The following is a 19,487-nucleotide window of genomic DNA, read 5'->3' on the forward strand; positions in this document are numbered from 1 at the left end:
GCGGCCTCACCACTTAACGACCAACCGCTCCAACCCATGAAAATGATAGGTGTCGCGATAGCGCGGCTCCTCGGCCAGCTTCATCCCCGGCAACCGCTCGAACAGCACCTTCAGCGACGCCTGCATCTCCAGCCGCGCGAGCGGAGCGCCGATGCAAAAGTGGATGCCGGCGCCGAACGACACGTTCTTCTGGTCCGTCCGTCCTGGGCGAAAAACAAGCGGATCGGCGAACGCGCTCGCATCCGTGTTCGCCGCGCCCAGCATCAGCCAGATGCGCTCGCCGACCTGGACGGACACGCCAGGCGCGATCTCGCAATCCGTCGCTGCGAAGCGGTTGAACATGTGCAGCGGCGCGTCGAAGCGCAGGCATTCTTCCACGGTTGCCGTCGTCGCCTCGGCGTCGGTGACGAACCGGCGCGGATCGCCGCCCTGTTTCAGGATCGCGCGGACAGCGTTGCCGGTCTGGTGTACCGTCGCCTCGTGCCCGGCATTCAAAAGCAGGATGGCGGAGGCGACGAGTTCGTCCTCGTTCAGCTTCTCGCCGTTCTCGTGCGCAGAATTCAAAAGGCTGAGAAGATCGTCGCCCGGCGCGGCGCGCTTCGCCCGCGCATGCTCGCGGATGAAGGCGGAGAACTCTGCCGTCGCGCGGTTGGCGTCGGCCTCGATCTCGCGCGTCAGGCCGTGCATGTACATGGCGACCATGCGGTGCGACCAATCGAGAAGCTGCGGGCCTTCCTCGACCGGAACGCCCAGCATTTCGCAGATGACGACGATCGGCACCGGCGTCGCGAAGGCGGGAATGAGATCTACGGACCCTTTCGCCTCGAAACCGTTGATCAGTTCATGCGCCAGTTGTTCGACGCGCGGGCGCAGCCGCTCCACCTGCCGCGAAACGAAGGCGCGGTTGACGAGCGTGCGCAGACGCGTGTGGACAGGCGGTTCCAGTTCCAGCATCGAGCGCGCCTCGACGGCGTCGAAATCGGCCAGATGCGAGCGATCGCCCGAGCGCGAGACGTAATCGGCATAGCCGCCGGGCTTCTCGCGTCCGAAATTGCGGTCCCGCAGAATGCGGTTAACGCCTTCATAGGAGGCGACACACCAGGCGCCGAACTCTTCCCAATGGAAGACCGGCGTGCGCGCCTGCAGCCAGGCATAGGTCGGATACGGGTCCTGGAAGAAGACGGCATCGTGCGGGTCGAGGCGAAGCCGGAGCGTGGCGGGATCGAACTGGAGGGTCGCGGGCTGGGTCATGCGTGTGCGTCTAGCGCGACTTGTCTGCCCGGTTCCAGTCCTTATGGTAGGCCAGCGGATAGGGTACGAGGGATACAGGGACGATGAAGATCATCGTGGTCGGCGCCGGCATTTCGGGCCTTTCGACGGCATGGGCGCTGACGAAGCGCGGGCATGAGGTGACACTGGTCGAGCAGGGGGCCATTCCCAATCCGCTCGCCGCCTCCGGTGATCACCACCGCATCATCCGCCGCGCCTATGGCGCGCATCTGGGCTATGCGGCGCAGATCGACGAGGCCTTCTCGGCCTGGGACGAACTCTGGCAGGACCTCGGGCAGCGACACTACGACCATCGCGGCTGTCTTTGTCTCTCCTACGCGAAAGGCGACGCCGCGGACGTGCATCGCGAGGGCCTCGCCGCCGGTGGCCATCCCTTCGAGATCGTCCCTGCCGGAGAGGCGGTTGCCCGCTGGCCTTTCATCGAGGGCAGGGGCCTTCGGTACGCGCTCTATTCCGACGAAGGCGGCGCGCTCCATTGCCGCCGCATCGCCAACGGCATCGCCGAATGGCTGCGCGCCAACGGAGCCGACGTACGCGAGCACACGAAGGTCGTCGGCGTCGATGTGGACGGCGCGACGGTGACTCTGGCGACCGGCACGGTGCTCGCCGCCGACAGCCTCGTTGTGACGGCAGGCGGCTGGGTGCTCGGGCTCTTTCCAGACCTTGCCGTCGACCTCCAGCCCTATCGCACCGCCGTCGCCTATCTCGAACCCCCGGTCGATCTGCGCGAAGCCTGGGCTGCGGCGCCGACGCTGCTCGACGTCGGCGCGGACGACGAAGGCTACATCATCCCGCCCTCGGGCGATGGCGGGCTGAAATTCGGCACCGGACTGCATCGGCAGATGACGATCGACGCCGACGACAATCGCGAAATGGCGCCGGAGGAGGGCGGCCGGATCGTCAGCCATTTCGTACCGTCCATCGCCCGGCTCGACGAGTACCGCATCGCGTCGACATCGAGCTGCGTCTACACCTTCACCCACGACGAAACCTTCTACAGCGCACATATCGGCCACGCGCTGGTCGTCTCGGCCTGTTCGGGCCACGGCTACAAGTTCGGCGCGGCCGTCGGCCGGCGCGTCGCGGATGCGGTCGAGACCAGCGATCTGGCGACGTTGCGTCACTGGATGCGCGCCGATCAGGTCGTCGAATCGGCGTGACAGGACACCTGTCCGCCGCTCTTGCGCAGGCCGAACCCGCCATCCTATTTAAGGGTCAGCAGCGACCATTCAGATTCGGTCCGACCAGGCCGACCATCCCTTGAAGGAAGTGACATGAGAGATCCCGTCGATACCTATATGAGCCTCGTGCCGATGGTGGTCGAGCAGACCAATCGAGGCGAGCGCGCCTACGACATCTTCTCGCGCCTTCTGAAGGAACGGATCATCTTCATCACCGGTCCGGTCGAGGACGGGATGGCAACGCTCGTCTGCGCGCAGCTTCTCTTCCTCGAGGCCGAGAACCCGAAGAAGGAAATCTCGCTCTACATCAACTCGCCCGGCGGCGTGGTGACGTCCGGCATGGCGATCTACGACACGATGCAGTTCATCAAGCCGGCGGTCTCGACGCTGTGCATCGGCCAGGCGGCCTCGATGGGCTCGCTCCTGCTTTGCGCCGGTCACAAGGACATGCGCTTTGCCACGCCGAACGCGCGCATCATGGTGCACCAGCCCTCGGGCGGATTCTCCGGCCAGGCGTCGGACATCGAGCGTCACGCGCAGGACATCATCAAGCTGAAGCGCCGTTTGAACGAGGTGTATGTCAAGCACACCGGCCAGGATTACGAGACGATCGAAAAGACGCTCGACCGCGATCACTTCATGACGTCGGACGAGGCGAAGGCCTGGGGCCTGATCGACCGCGTCATCTCCGAGCGCGAGGCCGTCGAGACCGACAAGCCGGCCGCGTGATGGCCGGGGAACGGGCGATGACGCGGTTTTGACGCGCAACGCGGCAATTCCGTCACAATCGGCTGTTCCCTGAAGGTCGTTGCGCTCCTAGGTTAAGCTATGTTCAACGATAGCAGGCTTAGCTTTTTGCTGGGGATTCGCACGGAGGACACCGATTCGCGTTTTGCATCTCGGGGCGAATTGGGTTCACTGATGCGACATTCTTGGCAGGGCGGTTCGCCCGCCTTAGAATTCAGGTTCGGCGCCGTGTTGGGGCGGTGCCGACGAGCGGTGCCGAAAGGACGTACCAAATGAGCAAGATCAGCAACAGCGGTGGCGATTCCAAGAATACGCTCTACTGCTCGTTTTGCGGCAAGAGCCAGCACGAGGTGCGCAAGCTGATCGCAGGCCCGACGGTCTTCATCTGCGACGAATGCGTCGAATTGTGCATGGACATCATCCGCGAGGAAAACAAATCCTCGATGGTGAAGTCGCGCGAAGGCGTTCCGACGCCGCAGGAAATCCTGAAAGTTCTGGACGACTACGTCATCGGCCAGCCGCACGCCAAGCGCGTCCTGTCGGTCGCCGTCCACAATCATTACAAGCGTCTCGCCCACGCCTCGAAGTCGAACGACGTCGAACTGGCGAAGTCCAACATCCTCCTGATCGGCCCGACCGGCTGCGGCAAGACACTGCTTGCCCAGACGCTCGCCCGCATCATCGACGTGCCCTTCACCATGGCCGACGCGACGACGCTGACCGAAGCCGGCTATGTCGGCGAGGACGTCGAGAACATCATCCTCAAGCTGCTCCAGTCGGCCGATTACAATGTCGAGCGGGCGCAGCGCGGCATCGTCTATATCGACGAGATCGACAAGATTTCGCGCAAGTCCGACAACCCGTCGATCACGCGCGACGTGTCGGGCGAGGGCGTCCAGCAGGCGCTCCTGAAGATCATGGAAGGTACCGTCGCTTCGGTTCCCCCGCAGGGTGGCCGCAAGCATCCGCAGCAGGAATTCCTGCAGGTCGACACCGCCAACATCCTTTTCATCTGCGGTGGTGCCTTTGCCGGCCTCGACCGCATCATCTCCGACCGCGGCCGCAAGACCTCCATCGGCTTCGGCGCTAATGTCGCCTCGCCGGAAGACCGCCGCACCGGCGATCTCTTCCGTCAGGTCGAGCCTGAGGATCTGTTGAAGTTCGGCCTCATCCCCGAGTTCGTCGGTCGTCTGCCCGTTCTGGCGACGCTCGAGGACCTGGACGAACCGGCATTGATCCAGATCCTGACCGAGCCGAAGAACGCGCTCGTCAAGCAGTACCAGCGCCTGTTCGAAATGGAGAACGTGGAACTGACCTTCCACGAGACCGCGCTTTCGGCAATCGCCAAGAAGGCGATCGAGCGCAAGACCGGCGCGCGAGGCCTGCGCTCCATCATGGAAGCGATCCTGCTCGACACCATGTTCGAACTGCCTGCGCTCGAAGGCGTGCAGGAAGTCGTCATCTCCGATGACGTGGTGCAGGGTTCGGCTCGTCCGCTCTACATCTACTCCGAGCGCGAGCACGAAAAAGGCTCTGCCAGCGCCTGATCGCGATCCGGGCGCGGGTTTTCCCGCGCCCGCCATGCGTCTTTGGCATGGCGACGTTGCGGCAGCCTGCGTCTTGATCTCCCATGATTGCGACGCCACCTAAGTGCTATTCGGGCGCCAGGTCTTCCGTGCTGCTCAATTCATGTCCTCTCCATCAGGACAATAGGCGGAAGGCCTTGACGCCGCTAATATGAGATTCGCGGCTGGCTGCATCATGGCGGTCGCGGACAGAAAGGTTGGAACATGACCAAGCTCTCCAGCGCCCCCGACCAGACGACCTACGCGGTCCTGCCGCTGCGCGACATCGTGGTATTCCCACACATGATCGTGCCGCTGTTCGTCGGTCGCGAAAAGTCGATCCGCGCGCTCGAGGAAGTCATGGGTTCGGACAAGCAGATCCTGCTTGCCACCCAGAAGAATGCGGCCGACGACGACCCGCAGGCCGATGGCATCTACGAGATCGGCACGGTCGCAAGCGTCCTGCAACTGCTGAAACTGCCCGACGGCACCGTCAAGGTGCTGGTCGAAGGCTCGTCGCGTGCCCGCATCACCGCGTTCATGGAGCGCGAGGAATACCACGAGGCCGCCGCCGAGCTGATGGCCGAGCCCGAGGATGAGGAAGTCGAGATCGAGGCGCTTTCGCGCTCGGTGGTCTCGGACTTTGAAAACTACGTCAAGCTGAACAAGAAGATCTCGCCCGAGGTCGTCGGCGCCGCGAGCCAGATCGAGGATTACTCGAAGCTCGCCGACACGATTGCCTCGCATCTCGCGATCAAGATCCCCGAAAAGCAGGAAATGCTCGCGACGCTCTCCGTGCGCGAGCGGCTGGAAAAGGCCATGGGCTTCATGGAAGCCGAGATTTCCGTTCTGCAGGTGGAAAAGCGCATCCGCTCGCGCGTCAAGCGCCAGATGGAGAAGACGCAGCGCGAGTACTATCTCAACGAGCAGATGAAGGCGATCCAGAAGGAGCTTGGCGAGGGCGAGGACGGACGCGACGAGGCGGCCGAGCTGGAAGACCGCATCAAGAAGACCAAGCTGACCAAGGAAGCCCGCGAGAAGGCGGATGCGGAGCTGAAGAAGCTGCGCACCATGTCGCCGATGTCCGCCGAGGCCACCGTCGTGCGCAACTATCTCGACTGGCTGCTGTCGATCCCGTGGGGCAAGCCCTCCAAGGTCAAGAAGGACCTCGAATTCGCGCAGGAAGTGCTCGACACCGATCATTTCGGCCTCGACAAGGTCAAGGAACGCATCGTCGAATATCTGGCTGTCCAGAGCCGTCAGAAGAAGCTCAAGGGTCCGATCCTGTGCCTCGTCGGTCCTCCCGGCGTCGGCAAGACCTCGCTCGGCAAGTCGATCGCCAAGGCGACCGGACGCGAGTTCATCCGCATGGCGCTTGGCGGCGTGCGTGACGAGGCCGAGATTCGCGGTCACCGCCGCACCTATATCGGCTCGATGCCCGGCAAGGTCATCCAGTCGATGAAGAAGGCGAAGAAGTCGAACCCGCTCTTCCTGCTCGACGAGATCGACAAGATGGGCATGGATTTCCGCGGCGATCCGTCTTCGGCTCTGCTCGAAGTGCTCGATCCGGAACAGAACTCGTCCTTCATGGATCACTATCTCGAGGTCGAATACGACCTGTCGAGCGTGATGTTCGTGACGACGGCCAATACGCTGAACATCCCGCCGGCCCTGATGGACCGTATGGAGATCATCCGTATCGCCGGTTATACCGAGGACGAGAAGGTCGAGATCGCCCGTCGGCACCTTTTGCCCAAGGCCATCCGCGACCATGCGCTCAACAAGGGCGAGTTCTCGGTCACGGACGAGGCGCTGCGCGAGACGATCCGCACCTATACGCGGGAAGCTGGCGTCAGAAACCTCGAGCGCGAATTGATGAAGCTCGCCCGCAAGGCGGTGACGGAAATCCTGCGCACCAAGGTCAAGTCGGTCGAAGTGACCGCCGAGAATCTCGACAGCTATCTTGGCGTACCGCGCTTCCGCTTCGGCCAGGTCGACGGCGAGGATCAGGTCGGCGTCGTGACGGGCCTCGCCTGGACGGAAGTCGGCGGCGAATTGCTGACGATCGAAGGCGTCATGATGCCCGGCAAGGGCAAGATGACGGTGACGGGCAATCTGAAGGACGTCATGAAGGAGTCAATCTCGGCTGCCGCGTCCTATGTCCGCTCGCGTGCGATCGATTTCGGCATCGAGCCGCCGCTCTTCGACAAGCGCGACATCCATGTCCACGTGCCGGAAGGCGCAACACCGAAGGACGGTCCGTCCGCCGGCATCGCGATGGTCACGGCCATCGTCTCGGTGCTGACGGGCATTCCGGTCCGCAAGGACATCGCCATGACCGGCGAGGTCACGCTGCGTGGCCGCGTCCTGCCCATCGGCGGCCTCAAGGAAAAGCTCCTCGCTGCCCTTCGCGGCGGCATCAAGAAGGTCCTGATCCCCGAGGAGAATGCAAAGGACCTGGCCGACATTCCGGAGAACGTGAAGAACGCTCTGGAGATCGTGCCGGTCAGCCGCGTCGGCGAGGTGTTGAGCCACGCACTCGTGCGCCAGCCCGAGCCGATCGAGTGGACGGAACCGGCGACTTCCGCCCCCGTGACGGCCGACGATTCGGCCTCGGCGAGCCTTGCTCACTGACACGGTTGCAACAAAGCGTCTGATAATTGCGAAAGCCGGGCCCAGTGCCCGGCTTTTTGATTGAAAAACCGCAGAAAAGCTGGGATTTTGCGCGCCCAAGGCCAGCTTTTCGCTTGGTTGCAGACGATGGTGTGCCTACACTCCGCCCGCTGCCGGCAGAACCCAGTTTTCCGGCCTTTCAACCGAAAGGAAGTTTTTCAATGAACAAGAACGAGCTTATCGCCGCGGTTGCCGAAGAAGCGAGCCTTTCCAAGGCCGACGCGCAGTCCGCAGTCGACGCGGTGTTCTCCGCTATCTCCGGCGAACTGAAGAAGGGCGGCGACGTGCGCCTGGTCGGCTTCGGCAATTTCTCGGTTTCGCGCCGTGAAGCCTCGACCGGTCGCAACCCGCAGACGGGCGCCGAAGTGCAGATTCCGGCCCGCAACGTGCCGAAGTTCTCGGCCGGCAAGGGCCTCAAGGACGCCGTGAACTAAGTTCACGGTCTTATGGCTGAAACGAAAAAGAGCCGGCGAAAGCCGGCTCTTTTTTGTGTCGACATACGTTGGAACGGATCAGTTCGCGCCGTCGATCTCGGTCGAAATCGTCGTGAAGGTCGCGTCGAGCGACGTGCCGACCATGCGCGCGCCGCCGATGATGACCACGCCGATGAGGGCTGCGATCAGGCCGTATTCGATGGCGGTTGCGCCGGATTCGTCGTTCTTGAAACGCTTCAGAAGGTTCTTCATTGGAATTTGGGCTCCTTGTCCCCGCTTTGTGACAAGGCCAAATCTACAGAAGCCGTATTGCGATCTGTTTAATCGGGAAGGTTAACCAACCCCTACGTTCTTCGTAGTTAAAGTCGTGTGAAACTTAAAACTTGAACTAATTCAGTCCAGTCGTTCGGCGAAACCCCGCGGACGACAGGATCAACGCCGTTTCGCGTCGGCAACGAGGTCCAGCATCGCCCGCACGGCGACGCCATAGCCCTTCGGTCCGAGCCCGGCGATGACGGCGGTGGCGATCTTGGACACCAGCGAGTTGTGGTAGATGTCCTCGCGCCGATGGATGTTGGAGATATGCAGCTCGATGATCGGGCGCGGGAACATCTTCAGGGAATCGAGGATCGCGATCGAGGTGAAGGTGAAGGCGGCCGGGTTGATGATGATGCCGGCACCTGGACGATCGATCGCCTCGTGCACCCAGTCGACGATCTCGTATTCGCGGTTCGACTGACGGAACTCGACCGGCACATCGCCCGCCGCCGTCCTGCAAAGCGCCTCGACCTCGCCGAGCGTCGTCGAACCGTAGATTTCCGGCTCGCGCGTGCCGAGCCGGTTGAGGTTGGGGCCGTTGAGAACGTAGATCGGTGCGGTCATCGAAACTAGCCTTGGTAGCCGAACATGCGCGGCAGGAAGAGGACGAAATCGGGGAAGAAGGTGATGATCGCCAGCGCGCCCAGCATTGCGTAGAGGAAGGGCATGATCTCGCCGACGAGCGCGCGCAGCGACACCTGGCCGATATTCGTCATGATGAACAGCAGCAGCCCGTAGGGCGGTGTGATCAGGCCGAGCATGATGTTGACGACCGCCACGATGCCGAAATGGACCATATCGACGCCGAGCGCCTGCGCGGTGGGGATCAGCACCGGGATCACGATCAAAAGGATCGTCGTTCCCTCGAGAAGGCAGCCGAGCACCAGCAGCAGCAGATTGACGACGATGAGGAACGTCGTCGGCGACATGTCGAAGGCCTGCAGATAGGCCGAAAGCGCGCGCGGGATATTCTCGACGGTCACCACATAGTTGAACACTAGCGCGCCCGCGATCAGCATGCCGATGGAGGCGGTCGTCCGCGCGGCCGAAAGCAACGACTGGTAGCTGCCCGCAAGCGTCGTTGTGCGATAGAGCAGCGTCGAAATGAGGAACGCGTAGGCGGCGGCAATGGCGGCCGCTTCGGTGGGGGTCGTCACGCCCGAATAAATGCCGCCCAGCAGGACGACGGGCATTAGCAGCGCGGGCAGGGCGCGCAGGGTGATTCCCGGTATCTCGCGCGCCGGCACCGGCGGCTCGACGGGAAAGTGGCGCCGGCGGGCAGACCAGGCGACGATGCCCATCATCATGATCCCCATCAGCAGCCCGGGCAGCATGCCTGCGAGAAACAGGTAGCCGATCGAAGCGTCGGAGACGAGCGCATAGATGACGATCGGGATCGATGGCGGGATGATCGGCCCGATCACAGCCGTCGCCGCAGTCAGCGCGGCGGCGAAGCTGGCGGGATATTTGTTCCCGTCCGTCATCATCTTTTGCATCATCTTGCCGGTGCCCGCGGCATCGGCGATGGCGGAGCCGGACATGCCGGCGAAGATGATCGACTGAACGACGTTGACCTGCGCCAGCCCGCCGCGAAACCGGCCTACCAGTGCATTGCAAAAGCCCAGGAGCCGCTCGGTCATCGACCCGGAATTCATGATCTCGGCCGACAGGATGAACAGGGGAACGGCCAGCAGAATGTAGCTCGTATACATGCCGTTCAGGAGCTGTTCGGCGGCCGTGCCCATGTCGAGCCCGGCGGCGTAAAGGTAGAGGATCGATCCGGCGATCATCGAGTGACCGATGGGCAGGCCGAGCAGGCTCAGCGTGATGATAGCCGCGATGCACAGCGTGAAGGGATCGGTAAAGCTCATACGCCCGAACTCGCCTTGGTGGGATCGAACTCCTTCGGCGCCCGGCCGAACAGGGCCTTCCACAAGATGAAGCCGTAACGGCCGATCGCGGCCACGGCGAAGATCACATAGATGGAAAACAGGAAGTCGAACCGGATTTTCATATAAGCGGTCGACTGCACCTTCATGAAGGTGACGTAGTCCCAGACCGCTGGCAGCGACAGGAGATAGAGGCCGAGAAGCGCCAGCGCGCTCAGGATGGCCATGATGCGCCGCGCCTTGGGCCCGACACCGCCATAGACCAGGTCGAAGCGGATTTCCTCTTCCTCGCGGACCACGAAGGCCGCGCCCCAAAGCACCAGCCACAGCCACATGACGACGGTCAGTTCCGACGTCCAGCCGATCGGGAGGTTGAGGAGATAGCGGAAGATGATCTGCGCGAGGAAGGAGAGAAACATCACCGCAAGCATCAAGGCCAGGATGTTCTCGGCACGTCGATAAAGCCAATGTCCGATCGTTGCCAGACGCATGTCGATCCTCCCCGTCACGATGTCGCCGCGGTCCGCTTCGCGCGAACCGCGGCGCCGTTCAGATCAGACTAAAGGCCGTTGATCGTGTCGACCATGCCTTCCGGCCAGCTCTCGGCGAGCGCGGATTCGAGATACATCTTCTGCGCGTGCGTGCGGAAGGCGTCGAGATCCGGCTCGTAAATCTCGAGTCCCTTCTCCTTGAAGCCGGCGACCAGCTCTTCTTCCTGGCTGAGGTGCTCGGCGGTGCTCCACTCGATGGCGCTGTCGGCGGCGGCCTGCACCTTTTCCTGCTGCTCGGGCGACAGCTTGTTCCACGCGTCGAGCGAGATCGTCAGGAGGTCGAAGCCGACGAGATGCGAGGTCAGGACGATCTGCGACATGACTTCGTCGAACTTCATGTTCTGGACGTTCGGCAGCGGATTGTCCTGCCCGTCGATCGCGCCGGTCTGGAGGCCGGTATAGACTTCGGCATAGGCCATCGGCGTCGGGTTCGCGCCCAGCGCCTGACCGAGGAACTGCCAGGCATCGCCGCCGGGCATGCGCAGCTTGATGCCGGCCATGTCCTCGGGCGTGTTGATCTTCTTGTCCGTCTTCAGCCCCACCTGTCGGGCGCCGAAATAGGTCGGGCCGAGGATTTTCACCTGAAGCTGGTCCTCGACCATCTTTTTCATCTCGTCGCCTGCTTCGGAGGCGAAGAAGGTCTTCAGATGGTCGGCGTCGCGGAAGAGATAGGCCGAGGTCAGGATCGACCAGGCCGGAATCTGGTTGGAGATGTCCTGCGGCGCGATATTGCCCATTTCCAGATTGCCGCGCTGGAGCGCGACGAGCTCGGTGCCCTGCTTGAACAGGTTGCCGCCGTAATAGCCCTGGAAATCGAATTCCTCACCGATCTCCTCCTGGAACTTCTTCATCATCTCGGCGCGGATGTCCTGCTCGGAAAAGACGGCCGAGAAGCGAAGCTGGACCTTGTCCTGCGCAAAGGCAGGCGCGGCCGAAACGAGCAGCATGGCTGCGCTGGCAGCCAGAACCGCGCGACGGGTAAATGAAAGCGACATGGTGATCCTCCCTGATCGAATGAAGTCGTTCGATGGTCCTCCCGGCACCACCTCTCGTCAATTCATTGCACCGGAAACGCCCCAGTTCAATAGGCAAATGCAATTTCGTATGAGATTATTCATTTTCTATGGCGCAAGATGGCGGGTCGCCATTGCAGCCGCCCGGCCGCTTGCATCGAAACTGCGCGCGGCGCAAACTCGTCGGACATTCGCATTTCTATCGGAAGACAAGCAGATATGGCTCTCCTCGAAGCATCAGTCGAAACCATCGGAGATAACACCTATCGCCGGATCAGGACGGACATCATCTTCGGCCGGCTGGCACCGGGGCAAAAACTGAAGCTCGAGCGGTTGAAGGATGAGTACGGGGCCAGCGTCAGCACGCTGCGCGAAATCCTGAACCGGCTGTCCTCCGAGGCACTCGTCCTCGCCGAAGGCCAGCGCGGCTTCGAAGTCGCGCCGGTTTCCATCGAAAACCTCAAGGAAATCGCGGCGTTGCGGCTTCTTCTGGAAAGCCACGCGCTCGAACAGTCCTTCGTGGCCGGGGATATGGACTGGGAGGGGCGGGTGGTTGCCGCCCATCACAAACTGTCCTCGATGGAGCGCCGGATGAAGGAGGGCGACCGTTCGCAGACGGAGTTGTGGAAGCGCTACGACTGGGAATTCCACCAGGCGCTGATCTCGGCTTGCGGCTCCAGCGTCCTCATGGAAACCCACGCCGCCGTGTTCGATAAATATCTGCGTTACCAGATGATCGCACTGTCGTTTCGCGGCGACATTGCTGCCAAGGAGCACCGCGCGTTGCTGGACTGCGCGCTGGAGCGCAACGCTTCGAGGGCGCAGGAATTGCTGGAACTGCATGTGCGCGGCGGGGTGGAGCATGCGCTGGCGACGGGCACGATCGCCTGACGAAACGAACACGAATTCAAAAACATATGACATAATCGATTTTGCCATTTGAAATTGGCAGCGATGCTGTGTAATCCTTGCCATAGAATGCGGCGTCGAACCGCATATGGGCGCCCAGGGAGGACGCAGTGATTCAGCTCGGTTTGATCGGCGACAATATCCGTCGCTCGAAGTCGCCCCTGCTTCATCGGCTGGCGGGCGAGTTGTGCGGCCTCGACGTCCGATACGAGCCGCTGATTCCCGCCGATCTCGGGCTTGATTTCGACGCCGCCTTCGCCCGATGCGCCGAGAGCGGCTACCGCGGCATCAACGTCACCTACCCCTACAAGGAGCAGGTCTTCGCACGGCTTGCCATCGGCGACGCGCAGACCCGGTCCGTCGCCGCGTGCAACACCGTCCTCTTCGGAGAGGGGGCCCCGCAGGGCTTCAATACCGATTGCACAGGCTTTGCCGCGGCGTTCCGCGCGAATTTCAGCAATTCGGCTCCTGGCCGCGTCGCCATGGCAGGGGCGGGCGGTGTGGGCAAGGCGATCGCCTTTGCACTGGCTGGCCTCGGCGCCGAGGAGCTTGCGATCTTCGATCCGGACCGCCGCAAGGGCGAAGCGCTCGCCGCCGCCCTCCGCCAGTCCGCGAACCTGCCGGTTCGCCTGGCGCTTTCGGTGCAAGAGGCGATGGACGGTGCGGCCGGCCTCGTCAATTCGACGCCGCTCGGCATGGTCGGCCACCCCGGAAGTGCTTTCCCGACCGACACCCTCAAGAGCGCACGCTGGGCATTCGACGCCGTTTACACCCCTGTCGAGACCGAATTCCTCATCGCCGCCCGCGCCACCGGCCTGTCGATCCTGTCAGGCTACGAGCTCTTCTTCCATCAGGGCGTCGACGCATTCCGGATTTTCACTGGCGTCGAGGTCGATCAGCCAGCCCTGCGCGCGGCCCTCCTGCGCCCGGAACCAGCCTTCGCGCATTCGGCCTAGTCGCCGATCATCAATACCAGAACGACATCCCTCGTCCCGGGACTCGAGCGTGCGATCATTGCCGCGCTCAGCGCGAACTATCGCGCTGACAGGTGTTCGGGACGCGTTGAAAAACATGGTGGGCGATGACGGGCTCGAACCGCCGACATCTTCGGTGTAAACGAAGCGCTCTACCAACTGAGCTAATCGCCCTCACGAGGCTGGAGATTTATGCGGTTAGCGCCGTGCGTGCAAGGCCGAATTGGCGGCGTGGCGGGCTTCCGCTGCGTCGCGTCGGATCGCCTGCGAAATAACGGTCCGGCGCGCTTCGAGCGCTTGACACCTCCAGTCGAACCGCTTAATTCACCCACCAACGCGGGCCGCACGAAACGTGCCGCAAGCGTCAAGCGCGGGTGTAGCTCAGTCGGTTAGAGTGCCGGCCTGTCACGCCGGAGGTCGCGGGTTCGAGCCCCGTCACTCGCGCCATTATTTCCAAGGCTTTCAGCGAATTGCTGGCAAAAAGTTTCAACTCGCTTTCGAACCGAGTTTCAACTTTCTGTATTGGTTCTGTTCCGAACCGAGCAGTTTGCGGCCCCTGCGACGTCCTTCGTCAGCCGCTCTTACCGCCGCAAGATTGACCGGCATGTAGGTCCGCTGCAGCGCTTTGTTCTCATCGATCGAATTGCCCATCTTCGCCGCGATCGCCTCCACTGCCGCGCCGCCGGCATTGGCCTCGACCGCGCCGGATCTGCGCATATCCATCAGGCGCCGCTTTTCGTCGACGCCAAAGACGAGGCGGCGAACGTCCGCGAAATCATCGACGAGCGAATCCTTGGTATAGGGCACGCCAGCTCGCGGCCGGCCGCCCTTCGGCCCTGGCGCAAAGCCGCGTGTGCGGAAGATGGGCGCATCGTCCAGAAGCGTCACGCCGAGGTCTACGACATATGCCTCGACGAGGCGGCGCGTCCGCGGGGACAGCGTGCCAAATGCCGCCTCGCGCGTCTTCGTCCGGGCGATGAGAAACCCCCAGGCGCCATCGTCGGTCTCCATCGCCTGCGCGCTTGTCAGCGAGCGTACGTCGACCGGGGAAAAGCTTGTGTCCCACGCAATCGCGATGACGCATGCAAGGCCCTTGAAGCCTGCGCGCCAGGCACCTTTCACGAAGCGAACGACCTCACCGGCGCGCCAGACCTGGTTGCGCCCTTTCGGCGTTTGCCTACGGATTGCCAGCGAGGGATCTGCACGAGGTGCGCAGAGCTTCATGCCGGCCATGACATTGTAGAGCGCCCGCCACGTCTTCATGGCGCGATACGCGGTGTCGACGCCGTGCTTTTGCAACAGTCGGTGATACCAGCGGTCGAGATGCTCGAGCGTGATCGAGGCCGGCTGAAGGTCCGCAAAGACGGGCTCGATCCATCCCCAACCGCGCTCCCAATCCTCACGGGTACGGATCGGCCGCGTCTTCCAGGCCTGCATTTGCCGATAGCGCATGAAGGCGTCGCCGATCGAGCCGGACGGATAGACCTTCGCCGTGTCTGGCAGTTCGCCTCGGCGCGCGGCCTGGTAACGGTCTTCCCACTCCTTCGCGATCTTCCACGCTTCCGGACCATCATGGCCGCACGGAATCGGACGAAACCCCATGGCTTGCATTTTCGGCGTCGGCAGCCAGTAACCGTGCTTGCCCTTGCGCACGACGTAATGCTTGAGCTTGATCCTAGCCAAGTTTCGCGAGCCTCTCCGCTATCAGCGCATCCGTATCAGCCACCGTTCCGGTTGGTTTCGTCAAGCCGGATCGCCGATCCTGCCAGGCTTCAATGGCCACCAGGTCGTAGTGACCGGTGATCCGGCAAGCGCTCGGAAAGTGTTCGGCGCGCAGTGCCGGCAACGCCGCGTTGAACTCGGAAAGCGTCAGGTGGAGGAAGCGTGCCGCCTTCACCGCGGGCACAAGGCGGGGGTGCACGGGGAATCGAATGGTGGGCGCCGACAGCTGCGGTCTCATAACAGTCCCTCCGGTTTCTCGCGGCGGTGCTGTCGGCAGTCCGGGCAGACGTGGAGCCATTCCTGCGGCTTGGTCTCGCCGGCGACGACTGACGGCTTGCCGAAGAGGTCGGTCGTGCCACGTCCGCGCTGCGGGTCGACGACGGCCTTCGTCAGCCGCCAGCCGGCCGTCTTTACGTCGGCGATCATCACCTGAAAGTCCTCGGCGGCGTAGGTGTTGGGGTAAGAGGCGGGGCAGGTGTCGCAGAGCACCTGCATGCGGCCCTCGTGACGCTCGATCATGACGTTGCTCCCGTCACGATCCGACGCATGCATTGGAAGCCGTATCGCCATTGCCAAGGCGTGGCGCACGCGATGCCTTCAGCGACGAGCTCGTCAACGGCGGTGATCTCAGAGCCGTCTGCCCATTCTTCTTGAACGAGTCTGCGGCCTGGTGCGAGGCCGGTTACCATCTCCGCTTTCGTCATAGCGCGGGCACCCCGCGCGGTTGCGGCAGGTCGTTGTGCTCGACGCCGTCGAGAAGTCGCCCGGCGCTCTTCTTCGTCGCAGGCAGCATGTAGGAGCTGCGATCATGAGGATTGCAGTCCACAAGAACAGCGCCGCAAGCTTGGCCGTGTTCTGCGTTCGTCAGAGGGCGGAAGGCACCCCATTGCTTGAAAAAGAACGCGACGTCTGCATCTGCACACTGGTCGCGGAGAACGCGCGCCCACCCAGCATGCATTGGTCTCGCGCCCGATCCGCTTTCACCTCCGGCAATGACCCAGTCGATGCCCTGCAGAATCGGTCCATTCGCCCAGGGGTGTGCATCGACCGGCATGACGGCGCTGGTCGCGTAGAAATCGATCGGACCGAGAAGCGGTTCGGCAGACAGGAAGCGGATCTTTGCCGGCGTTGCGAGCAGGGCGGGAATGCGTTCGTCGGCGCGTGCCTGATCTTCGACCGAGACACCGAGCCACACGTTCGAGAGCGGCCAGATGCCGTCGATCGCCACATTCGTGTAGGCACAGAAATCGTCATGTACCCGGCGCTGGATCAAGCCTATCCGTTCAAGGGTTGCATCCGATCCGATATAGGCTCGAATCCTCTCCGCGCGCTTCGTCAACACCTGAAAGGTGTGCCAATGCGCCTCCGCCATGACGGCGAACACCTGGTCGATCCAGTCGTCGGGAACGCTTTCATGGAACAGGTCACCGTGCGCGCAGACAAAGATCATCCGCGGGCGCTTCCAGCCGAGCGGTTGGTCAAGCCATTCCGCGTTGAGGCGAACTTCACCGTTCCAGACTGCACCCGCCTTCGTGTCGCGCGTCAGCCCTGCGCGGCTGGGATGATGCTTCAGGCGTGTGCCGGCCAGCTTCATCGCATAGCAGTTCGTGCAGCCGGGCGAGACGACCGAGCAACCGGTGATCGGGTTCCAGGTCGCGTCGGTCCATTCGATGTTTGACGTCTCAGCCATCCTGGCCATCCCGGTAGAGGAGGTAGAGGCCGCGGGCGAGCGCGAGGACGGCGGCTGCGGCGGCGAGTATATCAGGGGTCATGGCTGTGCCGGCGGCGGGATCGGCGCTCCCCATTCGAAGTTGCGGAGGCTTTGCGATTTCTCGATGCCCGGCACCAGGACGCGCAGCCGATCGGGTGCGCTTTCGTCGTAGTGGTTTTCAAACACGTCGACCGGCTCGAATTTCGGCATCGGCTCGAACTCGTCTTCATCGCGCGTGCCTGGATCGACGGCGATCTGACGCGCCCAATAGAAGCCTGGCGAGGAAGGTTGCCGAGGCTGGCGCACGCCTTTGCGGCGATGGGAGGCATCGGGATTGGTCTGAGCGATCATCGGGCGCCCCAATCGTCTTCGTGTTGAAGGAAGGTTTCGTCGGCCGCAGGGCGCCGGCGGATCTGGCGCACGACGAGCGCAACGCCGAGAACCGGGAAGCCGAGCGTGATGGCGAGGAGAGCGACGATCTCCATCGTCACACCTGCCTTTCGACATGCTGGCGTTCCATCGCCTGCAGGGCGGTCAGCGTGCCGACCGCGACGACGCCTGCGATGAGCGACAGAGCGAGCGCAATGGCGATGCGCGGGGAATAGCCGTGGAAGGCCTCGGCAGCCGCGCGGCGGTTGTCTGCGGCGACGAGCGCCGCGCCCTCCATGCTGACGAGGCGGGCGGTCATCGGCTAGACCCCAGCTTCTCCAGGACCTCGTCGACCGATATGCAAATCTCGTTCGCGAGAAGCGCCATCAGTTCGGGTTCCTCGCCATCCTGCGTCAGGATGAGGGTGCGCTTGCCCGCGCCGGCCATATAGCCAAGTTCGAGATGAGCGCTCCGGCCGCAGGGCAGCACAAGCAGCCCGGTGTCGGCCCAGCGCATCGCGGCGAAGTCAGCATTGAAGCCTTGCGCCGCGCGGGGATGCGTCTGCAGCGCCGTGCGGTATTCTTCGGCGGTGCAAGTCTTGGCGTCCAAGCCAATGTCCGACCACGAAAATCCGGTCGAGTGTGGCGGGTTTCGGAAATCGTAGACCTTATGGCCCTTCTGGCGAAGCAGTTCGACCATCCACGGCTGGTGCGGGTTGCGCCACGAGGACGCGAGATAGATGCGGGCCATGGTCAGGCGGCCGCGTGGTAGCGGCCGGTCGAGCGGACGCGGCGATTAGCCTCGTCGCGTGCCTTGCGCCAGTTGGATTCGATCTCGGCTGAGCTGAGGCTGGTGCGCTCGACGAGCGCCTCGGCGTCGACCGTGCGTCCGCAAGCGCTCATCTCGATCATCGCGCTGGCGATGATCTGAACCGGGTCGGTCTCAAGTTCCACCGGGATGCCGGTGGGCAGGCTTGCGTGGTCGGGATGCTGGAACTGGATCATGTCTCTCTCCATCGCGGGACTGCGATAACGAGAAACGATAATGCGGTAAACTTATTGCGTCAATCCACCATGCGATAAAAATACCGCATCTGTATATGGTGCGACGAAACGTGGAGCCGAATCATTTGTTCTTGCTCCGTTCTCTTTTCTGAGTCAGTTTGTCGCACACTTTGGACACGAGGAAAGCATGCGAGCGGATCAGGATATGAGCGGCCGATTGATTGTTGAGTTGAGGCGGCTGTTCGTCGCCTGTGATCACTGCGGTCATTCGCGCACTCTTAACCTGCGCAATTTTCGACGTGTTGCTGAGCTGGGCGTACATACATTCGGCGATCTCTGCAGCAAGATCCGCTGCGGAGAGTGCCCACGACTCCCGGTCGAGAGCCGAAGCCTAACAATTGTGCCGGAGTGGGATGTGGCTAGAGGCTCGCTTGAAACACGATCTTATGGACGGCGAACACATGGTCTGCGGGAAACTCAAGAAGCTCCGCTTCACCCTCGTCCGGATTTAGCTGCCGCAGTCGAAGGGTCTTGTTCGACCGTGAGACGAACTGCTTGATGTAGCTTTCGCGGTCCCCGCTCTCGTCGGGGGACACGAGCTGAACAACCACAAAGTCGTTGCTGCGCACCGGTTCATGGGGATTTATCCAGACTGTCTCTCCGGCAAAATATCGCGGCTCCATGGAAGTGCCGTACACCCTCACGCCATAAGCGCCCTCGACGCCAACTAGGTTGGGAGGACAGAAGAGTCGGTCGATCGTTTGTCCATTCAGGACAAAGCGACCGTTAGGACCCCCGACCGACTGGCCCATAAGGGCGACTGTGCCGGCGGGGAATCTCTCATATCGGGGCGGGAAACTCGCGTTTGAACCGGCTGAGGGCGGGACGTCTACGGCTTCGACGGCATCGTCTGCGGATGGCTCTTCCGGTCCGGTCCCGTTGAGCAGCCAAAGATTCGTGGTGCCCAAAGCGTCAGCCAGGCGCTGAAGGTTATCGGCGCGCGGAGTGCCCGATTTTCCAATGAGAATGTTTCGGATGAATGCGTCGCTGAGGCCGGCGTCGAGCGAGGCTCTGCGCGCGGTTTTTCCGGTCTTTTCAAGGCGGATGTTGATCCGGTCGATGATCGAGTTAGCCATG

24 protein-coding genes and 2 tRNA genes are annotated in these 19,487 nt (G+C 62.6%); 8 read left to right on the forward strand and 18 right to left on the reverse strand.

What is annotated here, in order from left to right; genetic code table 11:
* Positions 1-6: 6 nt before the first annotated feature.
* Entirely contained in the window at positions 7-1,251 is a 1,245-nt protein-coding gene (locus ACT6QU_RS01910; RefSeq protein ID WP_444563150.1) for a cytochrome P450, read from the reverse strand.
* A gap of 83 nt (positions 1,252-1,334) precedes the next feature.
* Between ACT6QU_RS01910 and ACT6QU_RS01915 the strand changes: the two genes are divergently transcribed.
* The 5 genes from ACT6QU_RS01915 (at position 1,335) to hupB (ending at position 7,890) form a co-directional block, all read left to right on the forward strand.
* On the forward strand, positions 1,335-2,450 hold the full coding sequence (locus tag ACT6QU_RS01915; protein ID WP_444563151.1) for an NAD(P)/FAD-dependent oxidoreductase: 1,116 nt from the start codon (positions 1,335-1,337) through the stop codon (positions 2,448-2,450).
* A 114-nt stretch (positions 2,451-2,564) separates the two neighbouring features.
* A complete protein-coding gene (locus ACT6QU_RS01920; RefSeq protein ID WP_024586092.1) occupies positions 2,565-3,200 on the forward strand; it encodes an ATP-dependent Clp protease proteolytic subunit in 636 nt (211 codons plus the stop codon).
* Between the two features lie 290 nt (positions 3,201-3,490).
* Positions 3,491-4,765: an ATP-dependent Clp protease ATP-binding subunit ClpX gene (gene clpX / locus ACT6QU_RS01925; protein ID WP_024586091.1), complete on the forward strand. Its 1,275-nt coding sequence runs from the start codon at positions 3,491-3,493 to the stop codon at positions 4,763-4,765.
* 243 nt (positions 4,766-5,008) lie between these two features.
* Positions 5,009-7,417, forward strand: coding sequence for an endopeptidase La (lon, locus tag ACT6QU_RS01930; protein WP_444563152.1), 2,409 nt, complete (start codon positions 5,009-5,011; stop codon positions 7,415-7,417).
* 200 nt (positions 7,418-7,617) lie between these two features.
* Positions 7,618-7,890: a DNA-binding protein HupB gene (hupB, locus tag ACT6QU_RS01935; protein WP_024586089.1), complete on the forward strand. Its 273-nt coding sequence runs from the start codon at positions 7,618-7,620 to the stop codon at positions 7,888-7,890.
* A 78-nt stretch (positions 7,891-7,968) separates the two neighbouring features.
* On the opposite strand, the gene ACT6QU_RS01940 is transcribed toward hupB, so the two are convergent.
* From ACT6QU_RS01940 to ACT6QU_RS01960, 5 genes are all read right to left on the reverse strand, one after another.
* On the reverse strand, positions 7,969-8,142 hold the full coding sequence (locus ACT6QU_RS01940) for a Flp family type IVb pilin (RefSeq protein ID WP_444563153.1): 174 nt from the start codon (positions 8,140-8,142) through the stop codon (positions 7,969-7,971).
* Between the two features lie 180 nt (positions 8,143-8,322).
* Positions 8,323-8,772 (reverse strand): type II 3-dehydroquinate dehydratase, encoded by a 450-nt coding sequence (locus ACT6QU_RS01945; RefSeq protein ID WP_444563154.1) that lies wholly within the window; start codon positions 8,770-8,772, stop codon positions 8,323-8,325.
* 5 nt (positions 8,773-8,777) lie between these two features.
* Positions 8,778-10,079 (reverse strand): TRAP transporter large permease, encoded by a 1,302-nt coding sequence (locus ACT6QU_RS01950; RefSeq protein ID WP_444563155.1) that lies wholly within the window; start codon positions 10,077-10,079, stop codon positions 8,778-8,780.
* Positions 10,076-10,588, reverse strand: coding sequence for a TRAP transporter small permease (locus ACT6QU_RS01955; RefSeq protein WP_444563156.1), 513 nt, complete (start codon positions 10,586-10,588; stop codon positions 10,076-10,078). Before ACT6QU_RS01955 ends, ACT6QU_RS01950 begins: the two co-directional genes overlap by 4 nt.
* A 68-nt stretch (positions 10,589-10,656) precedes the next feature.
* Complete coding sequence (locus ACT6QU_RS01960) at positions 10,657-11,643, reverse strand: sialic acid TRAP transporter substrate-binding protein SiaP (protein ID WP_444563157.1); 987 nt, start codon at positions 11,641-11,643, stop codon at positions 10,657-10,659.
* A 237-nt stretch (positions 11,644-11,880) separates the two neighbouring features.
* Between ACT6QU_RS01960 and ACT6QU_RS01965 the strand changes: the two genes are divergently transcribed.
* Together ACT6QU_RS01965 and ACT6QU_RS01970 are read left to right on the forward strand one after the other, a co-directional pair.
* The gene (locus ACT6QU_RS01965; RefSeq protein WP_444563158.1) at positions 11,881-12,552 is read left to right on the forward strand and encodes a GntR family transcriptional regulator; all 672 of its coding nucleotides are present in this window, start codon (positions 11,881-11,883) and stop codon (positions 12,550-12,552) included.
* 128 nt (positions 12,553-12,680) lie between these two features.
* On the forward strand, positions 12,681-13,526 hold the full coding sequence (locus ACT6QU_RS01970; protein ID WP_444563159.1) for a shikimate dehydrogenase family protein: 846 nt from the start codon (positions 12,681-12,683) through the stop codon (positions 13,524-13,526).
* Positions 13,527-13,642: 116 nt separating this feature from the next.
* Here ACT6QU_RS01970 and ACT6QU_RS01975 read toward each other — a convergent pair.
* Positions 13,643-13,718 (reverse strand) — tRNA-Val (locus ACT6QU_RS01975).
* Positions 13,719-13,914: 196 nt separating this feature from the next.
* On the opposite strand from ACT6QU_RS01975, the gene ACT6QU_RS01980 reads away from it, so the two are divergent.
* Positions 13,915-13,991: transfer RNA gene (locus ACT6QU_RS01980), tRNA-Asp, on the forward strand.
* Positions 13,992-14,030: 39 nt separating this feature from the next.
* On the opposite strand, the gene ACT6QU_RS01985 is transcribed toward ACT6QU_RS01980, so the two are convergent.
* The 11 genes from ACT6QU_RS01985 to ACT6QU_RS02035 form a co-directional block, all read right to left on the reverse strand.
* Positions 14,031-15,227: a hypothetical protein gene (locus ACT6QU_RS01985; protein WP_444563160.1), complete on the reverse strand. Its 1,197-nt coding sequence runs from the start codon at positions 15,225-15,227 to the stop codon at positions 14,031-14,033.
* Positions 15,220-15,504, reverse strand: coding sequence for a hypothetical protein (locus ACT6QU_RS01990; protein WP_444563161.1), 285 nt, complete (start codon positions 15,502-15,504; stop codon positions 15,220-15,222). The genes ACT6QU_RS01985 and ACT6QU_RS01990 overlap by 8 nt, the downstream gene beginning before the upstream one ends.
* Positions 15,501-15,785, reverse strand: coding sequence for a hypothetical protein (locus ACT6QU_RS01995; protein ID WP_444563162.1), 285 nt, complete (start codon positions 15,783-15,785; stop codon positions 15,501-15,503). The genes ACT6QU_RS01990 and ACT6QU_RS01995 overlap by 4 nt, the downstream gene beginning before the upstream one ends.
* A gap of 181 nt (positions 15,786-15,966) precedes the next feature.
* A complete protein-coding gene (locus ACT6QU_RS02000) occupies positions 15,967-16,956 on the reverse strand; it encodes a DUF5131 family protein (RefSeq protein ID WP_444563163.1) in 990 nt (329 codons plus the stop codon).
* A gap of 78 nt (positions 16,957-17,034) precedes the next feature.
* On the reverse strand, positions 17,035-17,328 hold the full coding sequence (locus ACT6QU_RS02005) for a hypothetical protein (RefSeq protein WP_444563164.1): 294 nt from the start codon (positions 17,326-17,328) through the stop codon (positions 17,035-17,037).
* Positions 17,325-17,462 (reverse strand): hypothetical protein, encoded by a 138-nt coding sequence (locus ACT6QU_RS02010; RefSeq protein WP_444563165.1) that lies wholly within the window; start codon positions 17,460-17,462, stop codon positions 17,325-17,327. Before ACT6QU_RS02010 ends, ACT6QU_RS02005 begins: the two co-directional genes overlap by 4 nt.
* 2 nt (positions 17,463-17,464) lie before the next feature.
* On the reverse strand, positions 17,465-17,665 hold the full coding sequence (locus ACT6QU_RS02015) for a hypothetical protein (protein WP_444563166.1): 201 nt from the start codon (positions 17,663-17,665) through the stop codon (positions 17,465-17,467).
* Entirely contained in the window at positions 17,662-18,096 is a 435-nt protein-coding gene (locus tag ACT6QU_RS02020) for a hypothetical protein (RefSeq protein ID WP_444563167.1), read from the reverse strand. The genes ACT6QU_RS02015 and ACT6QU_RS02020 overlap by 4 nt, the downstream gene beginning before the upstream one ends.
* Before the next feature lie 2 nt (positions 18,097-18,098).
* The gene (locus tag ACT6QU_RS02025) at positions 18,099-18,350 is read right to left on the reverse strand and encodes a hypothetical protein (protein WP_444563168.1); all 252 of its coding nucleotides are present in this window, start codon (positions 18,348-18,350) and stop codon (positions 18,099-18,101) included.
* Between the two features lie 121 nt (positions 18,351-18,471).
* On the reverse strand, positions 18,472-18,618 hold the full coding sequence (locus tag ACT6QU_RS02030) for a hypothetical protein (RefSeq protein ID WP_444563169.1): 147 nt from the start codon (positions 18,616-18,618) through the stop codon (positions 18,472-18,474).
* 151 nt (positions 18,619-18,769) lie between these two features.
* The gene (locus ACT6QU_RS02035) at positions 18,770-19,486 is read right to left on the reverse strand and encodes an XRE family transcriptional regulator (RefSeq protein WP_444563170.1); all 717 of its coding nucleotides are present in this window, start codon (positions 19,484-19,486) and stop codon (positions 18,770-18,772) included.
* Between the last annotated feature and the right edge of the window lies 1 nt (position 19,487).

It is taken from the genome of Aliihoeflea sp. (genome assembly GCF_052435475.1).
GTDB lineage: Bacteria > Pseudomonadota > Alphaproteobacteria > Rhizobiales > Rhizobiaceae > Aliihoeflea.